Source organism: Candidatus Nomurabacteria bacterium, from assembly GCA_016699365.1.
GTDB lineage: Bacteria > Patescibacteriota > Minisyncoccia > Phycocordibacterales > UBA9973 > CAZLWF01.
The window spans coordinates 554,537-567,947 of record CP064973.1 but is presented as its reverse complement, the minus strand read 5'-3'; the positions used below and the strand labels follow the sequence as shown (position 1 = coordinate 567,947).

At 36.4% G+C, this 13,411-nt stretch carries 13 protein-coding genes; 1 reads left to right on the top strand and 12 read right to left on the bottom strand.

The window, feature by feature from the left end; all coding sequences use genetic code 11:
• Window positions 1-34: 34 nt before the first annotated feature.
• The 10 genes from IPJ63_03215 to IPJ63_03170 all read right to left on the bottom strand — a co-directional run bounded on the left by IPJ63_03215 (window position 35) and on the right by IPJ63_03170 (window position 9,902).
• Window positions 35-586, bottom strand: coding sequence for a 3'-5' exonuclease (locus IPJ63_03215; protein QQR76480.1), 552 nt, complete (start codon window positions 584-586; stop codon window positions 35-37).
• 20 nt (window positions 587-606) lie between these two features.
• Window positions 607-1,617 carry an endolytic transglycosylase MltG gene (gene mltG, locus IPJ63_03210; GenBank protein ID QQR76479.1) on the bottom strand — a complete coding sequence of 337 codons (1,011 nt, stop codon included), beginning with the start codon at window positions 1,615-1,617 and terminating at the stop codon, window positions 607-609.
• Window positions 1,618-1,620: 3 nt separating this feature from the next.
• Complete coding sequence (locus tag IPJ63_03205) at window positions 1,621-2,883, bottom strand: hypothetical protein (GenBank protein QQR76478.1); 1,263 nt, start codon at window positions 2,881-2,883, stop codon at window positions 1,621-1,623.
• A 26-nt stretch (window positions 2,884-2,909) separates the two neighbouring features.
• Complete coding sequence (locus IPJ63_03200) at window positions 2,910-3,392, bottom strand: hypothetical protein (GenBank protein ID QQR76477.1); 483 nt, start codon at window positions 3,390-3,392, stop codon at window positions 2,910-2,912.
• A gap of 114 nt (window positions 3,393-3,506) precedes the next feature.
• On the bottom strand, window positions 3,507-4,535 hold the full coding sequence (locus tag IPJ63_03195; GenBank protein ID QQR76476.1) for a hypothetical protein: 1,029 nt from the start codon (window positions 4,533-4,535) through the stop codon (window positions 3,507-3,509).
• Between the two features lie 114 nt (window positions 4,536-4,649).
• Window positions 4,650-6,428, bottom strand: coding sequence for a translational GTPase TypA (gene typA / locus IPJ63_03190; protein ID QQR76475.1), 1,779 nt, complete (start codon window positions 6,426-6,428; stop codon window positions 4,650-4,652).
• Between the two features lie 86 nt (window positions 6,429-6,514).
• Window positions 6,515-7,612 (bottom strand): RIP metalloprotease RseP, encoded by a 1,098-nt coding sequence (gene rseP, locus IPJ63_03185; GenBank protein ID QQR76474.1) that lies wholly within the window; start codon window positions 7,610-7,612, stop codon window positions 6,515-6,517.
• A gap of 6 nt (window positions 7,613-7,618) precedes the next feature.
• A complete protein-coding gene (frr, locus tag IPJ63_03180; protein ID QQR76473.1) occupies window positions 7,619-8,155 on the bottom strand; it encodes a ribosome recycling factor in 537 nt (178 codons plus the stop codon).
• Between the two features lie 30 nt (window positions 8,156-8,185).
• Window positions 8,186-8,884: a hypothetical protein gene (locus IPJ63_03175; protein QQR76472.1), complete on the bottom strand. Its 699-nt coding sequence runs from the start codon at window positions 8,882-8,884 to the stop codon at window positions 8,186-8,188.
• A gap of 1 nt (window position 8,885) precedes the next feature.
• Entirely contained in the window at window positions 8,886-9,902 is a 1,017-nt protein-coding gene (locus IPJ63_03170; protein ID QQR77021.1) for a rod shape-determining protein, read from the bottom strand.
• Window positions 9,903-9,987: 85 nt separating this feature from the next.
• Between IPJ63_03170 and IPJ63_03165 the strand changes: the two genes are divergently transcribed.
• Entirely contained in the window at window positions 9,988-10,626 is a 639-nt protein-coding gene (locus IPJ63_03165) for a hypothetical protein (protein ID QQR76471.1), read from the top strand.
• 11 nt (window positions 10,627-10,637) lie between these two features.
• Here IPJ63_03165 and IPJ63_03160 read toward each other — a convergent pair whose 3' ends face one another.
• Together IPJ63_03160 and IPJ63_03155 are read right to left on the bottom strand one after the other, a co-directional pair.
• Window positions 10,638-12,137, bottom strand: coding sequence for a UDP-N-acetylmuramate:L-alanyl-gamma-D-glutamyl-meso-diaminopimelate ligase (locus IPJ63_03160; protein ID QQR76470.1), 1,500 nt, complete (start codon window positions 12,135-12,137; stop codon window positions 10,638-10,640).
• A gap of 48 nt (window positions 12,138-12,185) precedes the next feature.
• The gene (locus IPJ63_03155) at window positions 12,186-13,355 is read right to left on the bottom strand and encodes a serine hydrolase (GenBank protein QQR76469.1); all 1,170 of its coding nucleotides are present in this window, start codon (window positions 13,353-13,355) and stop codon (window positions 12,186-12,188) included.
• Window positions 13,356-13,411 lie beyond the last annotated feature (56 nt).

The window sequence follows — 13,411 nt, the reverse complement described above, 5'->3', positions numbered from 1 at the left end:
ACCTTTATTTAAAAATTTTGCAAAAATCAAAAAACTATAGATTCATGAGTTTTTTATACAATTCGAAAGTAGCACGACAATCTGAGAGAGCTGTGTGTGCCTTCTTGTTATCTATTTTAAAAACCTCACATAGAAATCTCAAAGAGAATCTACTTATATCATCACGTTTTTTTGCCTTTGCGTATGCAATAGATATAGTGTCGAGCTTGTGATAATGAAGTTTGTTTTCAACTTTTGTAGTGGAAAAAGCTTTTAATAAAAAAGCAAAATCAAAAGGCATATTATGAGCTACCATAATCGCATCTTTAGTTTTATCAGAAAAAATCTGCATCGCTTCTTTTAGAGTGTAGGCAAAAACCCAATCAGCCTCATTGTAACCGTTTATACGCAAAGCAACCTTGTCTGCATTTTCAATTTTTTCTGGCTTTACCTTGAGCTCAAATTCTTCGACAATTTCATAGACTTGATTACCATCAGCGTCTTGGTTTTGCGAAACCAATACACAACCAATTTGAATAATCTCATGATTTTCTGGATCAAGACCTGTAGTTTCCGTATCAATAAAAGCCAAATTTTGTTTGTGCATCTTTTTTAAATATAAAATTATTATTGTAAATATAGAGCCTTGTTTTGCTTGTGCTCTTCGAAGTTTCTTGCGTAATGAATACCCCCATTGCTATCGTGCAAATAATAAAGATACGGACTCTCTGTAGGCTCTAGAGCAGCTACAATAGACAAGATACCGGGATTCGAAATCGGAGATGGTGGTAGGCCCTTATTCTCATAAGTGTTGAATGGAGATTTGCTATCAAGATCACTTAGAGTAAGCTCACTTGAATCCCTACCAGTTATATAAGTCAGTGTTGCGTCTACTTGCAATGCCATACCGATCCTAATTCTCTTCCAAAGTATTCCGGATATAACTGATCTATCGTCGTCACCACTCGCCTCTTTTTCTATTATAGAGGCCATTATGATTATATCTTCGAGAGAATGTTCAGATTCTAGAAACTTTTCTTCAATTTCCGAAATTCTTCTTTCAAAATTTTTCTCGAGCTGATTTATTATATCCTCTTCATCTGCACTTGGAGATATAAAATATGTATCAGGAAAAAGATACCCTTCCTTTGCTTCTGCTATCTCTAAGAACTTCTCTTTATTAAAATTTGAAATCTTTTTGTCCAATAAATTACTCATTTCGTATACAGTCATACCTTCTGGAAAAGTAACCCTAATCTCTTCCTTGTTGTAGTCACCTCTAACCATACGCAATGCTACATTGATTGTAGAAATAGGTCTATCAAAATAATAACTACCAGCTAAAATACTCTTGTCGTTTCCATACAAAACTACAAAAAACTGAAATACTGGTATAGATTCTATTACGCCAGCATCATAAAGTTTTTCAGATATAGTCATAAGACTATCTCCGTACTCCACCTCAATAGAAGAGCCAACATTGAAACTACTCGAGGGAACAAAAACAGATCTAACTGTAACTAAAAATAAGGCAAGTATTAAAAACGAAATTATTAGATTTCGTTTTTTATTATTAAACCATTTATTTGAAACTACTTGGTTTATATCAGGGTTTGTTGAAGAGTCTTGTGTGTCCATAAACTATATAGGCAGATTGACCGGTGGCTCAACTTTCTTTGAATCAATACGTTTAAACGAAGGTGTCTCAGCCACACGACCAGGGAAATGAAATACAGTAGCAAGTTCTTCACTAGATAGAACAAAAGGTTTTCTATGAACAGACTTATTTGCAACTTTTTTCGAATGATGTGGTGGATAGAAAAAAGATCTTTCGCGATATGCGTTGTACATTTCAAGTTTTAGAGCTTGAGTACGACGACCTTTTGGATCCTGCCAAGGATAATCAAAACCAGTTGCATTTGTAGGAGCAAATCCATTTAGTGATGGTGAGTTATATTGCTTAACCATACTAAGCACTCCAGTTATGTTTATTGGATTGAATCTATCTTTTTCAGCTAAGTAAATAACTCTCATACCACAATCAAAACCTTGCTTGTTTACATTGCGTTCGATAGCCGCGATCACATCTTGCTGACCTTTTGTAAGGTTCATAGTTGTTCGAGTAACAGCATCATCGGTGACCATTAGACCACCCTTTATAACTTTTTGGATTTCTTCTTTTGCTAAATCTTTCCAGTCACGAGTTTCAAACCATGTTCCTGGTTTATGGTATCTACTAGTATGAACTTTTATTAAAATCTGAAACCAGATCTGCTCACCCTTTCCAATAGAACCCATGAATTCTAACATCTGAGTTATAGGATCTATTTGTTGCTCCGGGTCAAGAGAACTAGATGATTTATCTAAACCATAATCAACATAAGTTTTTATAGGATATGGGTCTGGCTTGGTTAATCTAAATTCACTACCAAACATACTCCACTCACCAATCTTTGAATGAGGAATTCTTCCTGTGTAATCATTCACTTCATTTATCTCAGCTTGAGGATACTGTGCGTATATTTGAGATTCTACTAGAGTACGAAAAAGTTTTGGGGTTCTTATGAAGAAGTAAACCTTGCCTTCAAGCGATACTATTTCCAAAGAAAACCACATATGAACACGACCTTGCCAGTATTTTTGATACCAATTACCCATTCCTCCTCCTTGATGAAAAGCATTTACTAAAGCAATCTCCATAGCTTCTGGAGATTTGAAGACATCACGCGGAATACGGATTTCAATAAGAGTCCATTCTAGACTTGCCAGATAACTAACCCGTAAATATTTTACCCACATTTTCCAAGCTACCAACATAAGCACAATCGGCACCCATATAGGAGCGAGTGATGATATGAATAGTACGAGTTGGATTAATGTTCCGGTAAAAAAATCAGGTTGCATATATATATCTTACACGATTAGTGAGTTTATTTGAAATCTATGGGTAAAACTATAAGTTGTGTATCCTCGGTATTGCCATTACTTCTAAATAACAAAGAACCTGTATCAGAAGTTTGTCCGTTTATATATAAGGTAGCGTTGAAATAAGAAGCACTAAAAGGAGAATGTTTTGCTACGTAAAGATTGTATGTGCCACTTATAACTTGCCCCGCAGAATTCAATGCTTGAACAGTACCAGCACTAGAGCCTTCTAATTTCCACCCACAACCATTTACATAACCACTTATGTTTATAGTTCTACCAACAGATTCATTCATGGAAGGATCAGTGATCGAAAGCCCGCATTTGTTTTGACTATACATTGTAAAAGGAGAATTGCTGTCTCCTGTAACATTTGGAAACATTATAGGAGAATAGCTCTTGCGAGAAGCGAAGAAGCCTATTATAAAAGCAACCAGGATAAACCCGAAGATTATTAGAAGTAGATTTGCAAAACCTTTTTGGTTCATTGATATTAGTATAACAAAAGTAGTGAATAGTGCTAAGGGTTTTGTGTGTAAACAAAAAATCACATATATATTATAAAAGTATAAAAAAGAAAACCCCTCTAGGGGGTTTCTTTTTTATACTGGAGTATATAGACCTTGTTTATTTTTCTTGAAATATTTTGGATTTTGTAGGTTTACTAGGATTGTATTCTTCTTTAGGAATCTTTCTTTCATGACCTTCTCTACAACTTCGTCTTTTGATAGTGGGCCTTCTTTCTTAAGAATTTCCTTTATAACATCTTTTACAACACCTGGTTTGTAACCCCACTCTTTTAGAGCATACTTTCCTCGTCCAACGAGTACAAAGCGAGAATCTTTTATAAGCTCATTGTGACATGTAGCAACATGAGTTTTTTTACCAAAAGTTTTACATATTGCATCAGCAACTTCACGGAAGTGCATAGGTTCACCATTTTTTCTCATCATAAGAAAAGCATAGTCCTTGATACCACGAGTCTTAACGTTTGAAGAATCTGCTTTACCCCATTCACCTAGAGGATTTTTATTGATTGTTTTTGAAATAGATAACCAGCGACGAGCAATTTCTTCGTTGCGATATTCTGCTGAGATATCTTTTACGTAATCCAAGAATTTTTCTATTAGATCACTTTCTGGAATAAGTTCTTCGTCTTTAAGTGAAGTGTATAGTTTCTTCAAAGAATCATGAACTTTATCAGTTGTGTCGTTGTCTACTGACCAGCGTGATTTGAAATGCTCATCTTCTTTATGTTTTGTAAATTCATCACCTAAAACCAAATATAGATGAAAATGATTCTGAGTTGATTTGTCTTTTGATAGGTTTGAAAGTAATTCATCTTCAGATACAACACCACCAAGATCTTCTATTATTGAACGAAGTTCACTAAAAACTGGAGCATGTTCTTTGTATGAATCAGACTTACGAACTGATTGTAGAGCTGCATTTTCAATCTGGCGCACACGCTCACGTGTAATACCATATATCTCGCCGATAGCTTCTAGAGTTTTTCTTTCTGCACTATCATCAAGACCAAATCTACTTATGATTACATCATAAGCTCTGTCCTGCAATGGAGATAGGATTTTTTTTGTGACCTGTTTTGGTTTAAAAGTCGTGGTTGCCATACTTTTTTTCTTTAAAATGTTTAAAATTAATTAAAATTGTATCTAAACTATACTTTAGAATATAACAGAAGTCAATAAATTAGTCAAGGACTGTGGAAAACCGGACAATATCCACTATCTATTGGATTTTATTCTATCTTGCTCTGTTAGACACTTCTTGCGAAGACGTATAGATTTTGGAGTTATCTCTAAAAATTCATCATCACTCATTGTCTCAAGACCTCTTTCTATAGACAAAGTAAATGGTGGCTTTAGAACAATAGCTTCATCGTTTCCAGATGAGCGCACGTTTGTAAGATTTTTACCCTTGATAGGATTCACTGCCATCTCATCACCCTTTGAAGTATTACCAATAACCATACCTTCGTATATTTCTGTACCGTGACCAATATATAGAACTCCTCTATCTTGAAGATTCCACAGCGCATACCCTGCAGCTTTTCCAGATATCATTGAAGTCATAGATCCAACTTCACGAAGTTTTATTTCACCTGCATAAGGCTTAAACCCTAGAACACGTGAAGATATAATCCCCTCACCTTTTGTATCGATCACGAATTGTCCACGATATCCAAGCAGACCTCTTGTAGGCATCTCAAATACGAGACGATTTATACCATCCTTTTCATGCATTTCAGTCATAGAAGCACGACGCTTTGTAAGTTTCTCTATAACCGCACTCGCACTCTCAACTGGGACATCCACTATAACTTCTTCGAATGGTTCAAGGTCAACGCCGTTTTCATGCTTCACGATTACGTGTGGCTGTGACACAGAAAGTTCAAAACCTTCACGACGCATTGTCTCAAGCAATACTGCGATATGGAGTTCTCCACGACCAAAGACTGTAAGCTTGTCCATGTTGTTGAAATCAATTTTTAGTCCAACGTTTATTTCAAGTTCTTTTTCTAGACGTTCACGAATCTGACGACTAGTTACGAACTTACCTTCACGTCCTGCAAAAGGTGAATCGTTTACAAAGAAATCTAGGGAAATAGTAGGTTCGTCTATACCAATCGCTGGTAGTGCTTCTGCATTTGCTTCTTCACTTATAGTCTCACCAATATACACATCGCTGATTCCAGCTATCATGGCGATATCGCCTGCAAATATTTCTGGAACTTCTTTGCGAACCAAGCCTTCAAATGTATTCAACTTTGTGATTTTAGCAGTACGAACTTCTCCATCAGGCAATCTAACAAATATAGACTTCCCTGTTTTCATACTTCCAGAATATATACGCACCAAAGCTAGACGTCCTAGGAAATTGTCATATGCTAGGTTGAAAACCTGCGCGCGAAAAGGCTCACCAGCTTTCGTACTAGCTTCTGGAACTTTTTCTAAAATTGTATCTAGTAGTGGAGATAGATCTTTTGAATCATCTGTTATATTTTTCTTTGCAATACCATCACGACCAATAGCATATAGAGTCGGGAAATCTATCTGTGACTCATCTGCACCGAGTTCTATAAAAAGCTCAAGTACTTGATCGTGTACGCGATTTATATCAGCAGCTGGTTTATCTATTTTGTTTATGACAACAATCGGCTTTAGACCTAACTCTAGAGATTTCTTCAATACGAAACGAGTTTGTGGCATAGGACCTTCCTGCGCATCAACAAGCAAAACAACTGAATCCACTGCACGGAGTACGCGCTCAACTTCAGACCCGAAGTCCGCGTGACCTGGTGTATCAACTATATTGATTTTTGTTCCTTTATATATAAGAGACGTATTTTTAGAATATATAGTAATACCACGCTCTTGTTCTAGAGCGTTTGAGTCCATAGATGAACCAACTTCAAACATTCCTGCCTGGCGCATGAGAGCGTCTACAAGAGTTGTCTTTCCATGGTCCACGTGTGCGATGATTGCAATGTTTCTGATTGACATGAGTTTTGTGAGTATAAAAATAAAATGCCCGAGATTTAAGGCATTTATACTTTACCAATATTTTTGAGTTTTAGCAATAGTAAAAATTAGAACAACTTTACTATATCGTGATAAGTCACAATAAGCATGAGTCCTATTAGAATACAGAACCCTACAAAGTTTGCTGTATTCGCAAATTTCTGATTTATACTAGAACCTTTTATCTTTTCAATAAGTAAAAATAGTAATCTTCCTCCATCGAGTGCTGGGAATGGAATAAGATTTATAACCGCCAAGTTTACAGAGATTATTGCAGTAAAAGAAAGCAAATATATAAAACCAATATCATAAGCTGAGCCAACGATCTTTACTATTCCAACTGGACCAGTTACAGAACTAATATCTCCTGAGCCAACAACTGCATCGTGAATAAGTGTGTAAAACCCAACAACTGTTCCCCAAGTAGTAATAGCTGTATATCTAGCACCTTCAGCTACTGCTCGGAAAAAAGGAAGCTTCACAATTCCAACTGTATCCATAGAAATACCAATTACTTTTTTACCAGAGTCATTGGTTTCTGGAATTATTTCAGCAACCTTGATTTCTTTTCCATCATCATGAGTTACAGATATAGAGCTATCTTCATGTGCTTGTATAAAAGTCTGAAGCTCAGTCGGAGTTATGAGCCCGTCTAATATTTCCTCTCCTGAAGAAAGCGAAAGAATTTTATCGCCCGGCATAAGTCCGGCTACGTGCGCAGGAGAATCTTTTAAAACATCCGTGATCATGAGTGAAGGATTTTCAAGAATTGTATTTTTAGGCAATGAGCTAGAGGAAGTAGGCATGCCACTTGCAAACCCAACAGTAAACAAAATCCATGCCAAAACCAGATTGAAAACAACTCCTGCTACAAGTACGAGAGCCTGTACGTATGCAGGCTTGTTTATCATGGCTCTATCCTTGTCTACGCCATTCACTGATTCATCATCTCGGTCTTGACCAAAAATCTTTACGAAACCACCGAAAGGAATCCAGTTCAAGCTGTATATAGTCTCACCTTTTTTAAAAAGAGTTTTAGCACGAGGTGGAAAACCAAAACCAAATTCATCAACGCGAATTCCAAAACGCTTTGCGACAAGAAAATGTCCCAACTCATGAACTAAGACTAGTATTAGTAAAACGAGAATAAAGATTATTATAGACATACGATATTAGTTCATTACTTCCGCTTCTTTTTTATTGAATATAGCTTCTAGATTTGCGTTTGCTTCACCAACTTTCTTTTGTAAGTCTTCCTTCATTCGAAACTCTTGATCTTCTGGTAGATTGTCAGCTTCCATCTGACTAATAGCCTCTTCACGCTCTTTGCGTATTGTTATACGAGCATCTTCTAGTTTTTCTTTTAGAATTTTTACTAACTTTGTTCTGTTCTCGGTTGTAAGTGCAGGAAATATAACTCGAATACCAGAATCATCTGTCGCAACAGACAAACCTATATCTGCAGACTGTAAGGCTTTTTCTATAACCTTAACTAAAGTCTTGTCCCAAGGTACAACACGTAGAGTTTTCGGATCTTCGATAGTTATAGATGAAATATTTTTTAAAGGCTGAAAAACTCCATAGGCTTCTGCACTAACCCCATCTAAAACAGTTGGACTAGCTCGTCCAGTGTGAATTTGTGAATATTCTTTTAAGAGCCATTCGCCGGCTTTTTTTGCGTTTTGTGAAAATGTGTCTATTGAATACATGGGACTATTGTAACATATTTTTTATTAATTCTAAGCGGGTATTTTAGGTAAAACTAGAGCAAGATGTTCAAGTAGCATTTTTGGATTTGAACCCCTAAGTCTAAGATAATTCTTGTACTTGGATATCAATTTTAAAGAATTTATATTGTCTGCGACACCTCCAGATTTATTTAAAATAATTTCTATTGAATCTAGTACTCTGACTACGCTATCTCTCTTGATTCCAGTATCCTCTTCATCTTCAAATTTATCCAGAAAAGAAACTATAAATTCCAATCTATCAGAAATACTCATGCTTAAAAATTCTTCTGCATTTTTATCAATTTTTTCTCCTGAGAGTGTGAGCACTGTCGCTCTAGATAAAAGAGTCGGCAATATATCTATCTTTCTAGGAACTACTAATATAAAATGTTTGTCTTTTTTAGGATCTTCGAAAAGTTTCAAAATTTTATTCATTGCCTCAGATGTCATGGATGCGCAATAAAATATATTGAAAGATTTTTTACCTGAATAGGATAGTAGATTTGAACGAGCAAACAAATCTTCTGCATCTTCAACAGTAAAAGTTGAGAAATCTTCTATCGAAACATCTGGATTGCCTATACAGCTTATACCAGACTTATCTAAGAAATTTTTTATTATATCTAGAACCTGATCCTTGTCTCCTTCTACAATAAGAGTGGAGTCTAGTTTATCGAGGGTGATATTTTCAAAAAATACTTTGAGCATTTTATCTTTTTGAAATAATTGCTTTCTTGTATGTATCTAGATGGTTTAGCGCTACACCTGTTCCCTTTACTACACAATATAGAGCGTCATCGGCTAACCGTGCCTTTACTCCAGTCTTTCTATATACGAGATCGGGCAGAGACCTGAGCATGGAAGATCCTCCTGTCATGATAATACCCTGATCGATAATATCTGCTGCAAGTTCAGGTGGAGTTTCTTGTAATACATCTTTGATTGCGCGAACCATTTGCTTCAATTCTGCATCTATAGCTTTTACAATTTCATTTGTTGAAACTTGAGCAGTACGAGGAAGGCCTTGGATAAAGTCTCTACCTTTTATTGTCATAGTGAATTCTTCTTCAAGCATAACCGCTGCACCTATATTTATTTTTACTTCTTCTGCGGTCTTGTCTCCAATAGCAAGTGAAAACTTTTTCTTTATATAATCAGCGATTGCGGCATCGATTTTATTTCCAGCGCATTTAACCGAAGTACATGACACTATACCTCCAAGTGATATCACAGCAACGTCTGTAGTACCTCCACCAATATCAACAATCATGTATCCACGAGATTCGTGAATCGGAATACCTGCACCAATTGCAGCAAGTATCGGCTCCTTCACAACATATGCACTTTTTGCTCCAGCCTTGATTGCAGCTTCTACGACCGCACGACGCTCTGTTGATGTCACACCTGCTGGAACTGAGATCATAACTTCTGGTTTTATGAAGTTCCACTTCCCAAGAGCCTTGCTTATAAAGTATCGAAGCATCGCTTCCGTAACTCTATAGTCTGCTATCACTCCATCTTTCATTGGACGGTACGCGATAATACTATCTGGAGTTCGTCCTATCATGTCTTTGGCATCATTGCCCACAGCCAAAATTTTGTTGTCTATCTCTGAAACAGCCACAACAGAAGGTTCGTTCAAGACGATCCCCTTGCCTGGTACAAACACGAGCGTGTTCGCGGTTCCTAAATCTATACCCAATTTTTTAGAAAAAAATCCCATCAGTCCCGATAGTATAGCATACTTAAAAATTTCTAATTATATTTTTGACAAATTTAATAAAATATGTATAATGTAGAAAATTGTTATTATGGAAAAAGATAAAGGAACAAGACTAATTTTTGACCTTGGAGGAAAAGTAAAAATTTCTCCACTAATATGGCCCAATGCACGTGTAAAAACACAGCCAGGAGATTTATCTAAATTATTACCTTCAGGAAATGGAGTGTATGGATATCAAAACAAAAATGTACCCAATCCATTTAAATCCGCACCTCCACAAGAGGCTACGGGCGGATATGTTTATTTTGGTAACGAAATCACCGAAGAAGACTTCGGTGCACTCTTGCGTATAACTGAAGTTAATTCAAACGATAAAGATTATTCGGTCTTCATTGAAGAATCCAGAGATCCCCAATCCGATGGATTCCTGCTTCAAATGCGAGTTGTCCCAAAATTTGCACTTCAGTTTATGTTCCATGTAATTGATGAACAAGAATACGAATCATTCCCTGAACAAGAATTATCTATAGGTGACCTACTCTATACATTTATCGAAAGTGAACGAGGAAATTGGGGGACAAGCTTTTCTGATAGCCCAAAACTTGATGGGAAATTTGGCGGAGACGGCGACTTTATGCGAGAAGAGCTCTCCTTCGGCTTTATGGTAGAAAACAATTACTATGGCGTGTGCCGAATCTGGTCACGTGCATGGCTTGTGACAAAATAAAAACAAAGACCTCAATTGAGGTCTTTTAATTTTTCTAGGAGTTTTTTGTGTATTCCATCAAATGAACTATTGCTCATAATTACAACAACATCATCTGACTTCAATAAAGGAAGTGCTTTCTCTAAAACTTCACCGGCATTATTCAATGCATAAACCTGTTTACCTTTTTCTCTTATCAATCCTGCTACAATATTTGGATCAATAAAATCTTTTGGATCATCTACGCTGCGGAGAGCAGGTGTAGATAAAAATATCATGTCAGCATTTCCAAATGAACTAGCGTAATCAGCTTCAAATATTTTCCTTCTACTAGTGACTGAACGAGGTTCAAAGAAAACCACGATTCTTCTGCCTAAAAATCTTTCTCTTATCCCAGAGAGTGTCTCTCGTACAGCAGTCGGATGATGTGCAAAATCATCTATAACTGTAATTCCGTTTACAATTCCTATTATTTCCTGCCGTCTTTTCATCCCATTAAAAAGTTTCAACGAATGCGAGATATTTTCAAAATCTATGCCTTCATGGAGCGCAGCTGTTATAACAGATAGAGTATTGAGTAAGTTGTATTTACCAAACAAAGGTGTTGTTATCCTGCCTAGTAAAACCTTATTCATATATATATCTGCACTCTGACCAGACTCATCGTTTTTTATATCTTTTGCAAAAATATTTGCACTTTCATCAAAACCATAAGTTACAACTTTTGCTTTTGTGAAATTCATAAGTTCCAAAGTATTTAAATTTTCTTTGCACAAGATTAACAAGCCTTCTGGTTTTACAATCTGTGCTAAAAATCTAAAAGCCTGTTTGTAGTCTTCCAAGTCTCTATATATATCTACATGATCAAGTTCTATAGAGGTAACTATAGCGATATATGGATTGTAGTGTAAAAATTTCGGACTCTTATCAAAATATGAAGTATCATATTCATCTCCTTCAATTATGAAATATTCACCAGAACCTACATGATAACTTTTTTCACTCCCCACAGGTATTCCTCCTACTAAATATCCTGGATCCCTACCACACACAGTAAAAACATGTTCGAGTAATCCTGTTGTCGTAGTTTTGCCATGCGTACCACAAACCACCAATGATTTTCTATCTCTAATGAAAAATTTGTTGATTGCGCTAGCCATCGAAAGCTGTGGTAAAAAATTATTCCTCACTACCACTGCTTCTATATTATCTGCACCGAACATATTTGCAGTTACTGACAAATCTTTTCCTACAACATTGCCAGCATCGAATCCTTCATAAAATTTTATGTTATTGTCTTTTATAAAATCGCTCATCGGCGGATAACATTTTTCGTCACTTCCACTTACTTCATACCCCGCCTCTTGAAAAAGTCCCGCGAGTGATCCCATAGCAGTACCACAAACACCTGTGAGGTGAACTTTTTTTATCTCAGATATACCCTCTGGTTCGTTTCTCCTTGCACTTCTAATATCCGCATCCGCCAAGACTCTAAGTTTTTCACCATAATATTTTTCTGCTTCAGGTAACATAAGGAAATAATAACAAAAAAACGACTCTTTTTCGAGTCGTTTATAAAATCAATCATCGCAATGTTTACAATACACAACGAGATTTGCAATACGCTGACGGAATTCTTTCATTGCCTTATCAGTACGTCTTTTGGGGTGCACAACGTTTGAACAGACCACAATACCAAGCTTCTTCTCAGTATGAAGTGTTACTGAACATCCTGTAAAACCTGTAGCCACAATCGCATTTTCAGTGAAACATTTACAATGTGAATATTCAGGAAAAAATTTATCCCACCCAAATCCAAATCTATGCCCAGGCAAATGAGTTAGTTGATCCTTTTGCATTTGAATGCCGATATTTCTTTCATCTTGAAAGCCATTTGGGTAAAGCTTGTATCTACCACTCTGACATCCTCGCAACACTGCTTTTGCAAACTGCACAAGGTCGTTTGGTGTAGAAAATACTCCAGCTACTCCAGTACATCTTTTATTGTCCTGATAAAACTTCCAAGACAATTCATCATGTACCTCTCCTACAATCATTCTCTTTCTAAATTTTTCATCGAATTCAGTCGGAACAATCGCATCTTTCCACAGGCAAAAGTCACTTGGATGATACGTAGTGTAGTGCATCCCAAAAGGTTCGAAAATTACCTCCTTCATCAATACGTCAATTGATTTTTGAACCACCGTCTCAATTACTAAACCTAGAAGTAAGGTTGTAGAATTTCGATATTGGTGATGTGTCCCGGGAGCTTCTCGAAGCCCTGCAGTAAAAATAGTATTCAATATTTTTTCTGTAGGCATACTCCATAAGACATCTATACCTTCACGCAAATTAAATTCAACAGTAAAAGTAAGCAGGTGGTATAAAGTTACGTCTTCTGTGTGCTCACCTTCTAAAGGTAAGATACTTGCAATCTTTGTATCGAGCGAAATTTTACCTTCATTTACAAGCTTGAGGGCAAGCATTGCTGTGAAAGTTTTTGTGATACTTGCAATATCATATACAGAATACTGTCCCAGGAACGGCGAATGGTCGTATCTTGAGGCCCCATAACTCAATATGAGTGAATCAAAAACATCATCGATATCCTTACCGTTATTTGCGCTAGGTTTAATCAAACCAATCACACAACCCGGAAATATTCCTGCTCTAATGGCAAGCTCAGCCTCGTTCTTGATTGAGTCAATCAAGTGAGTAGAGAAATTAGTCTCTGTGGTTAATCTTTGCATTTATATTAAGTTTTATTTTAGTGAGCAATATTAATTCGGATAGTACAGAATAAAAT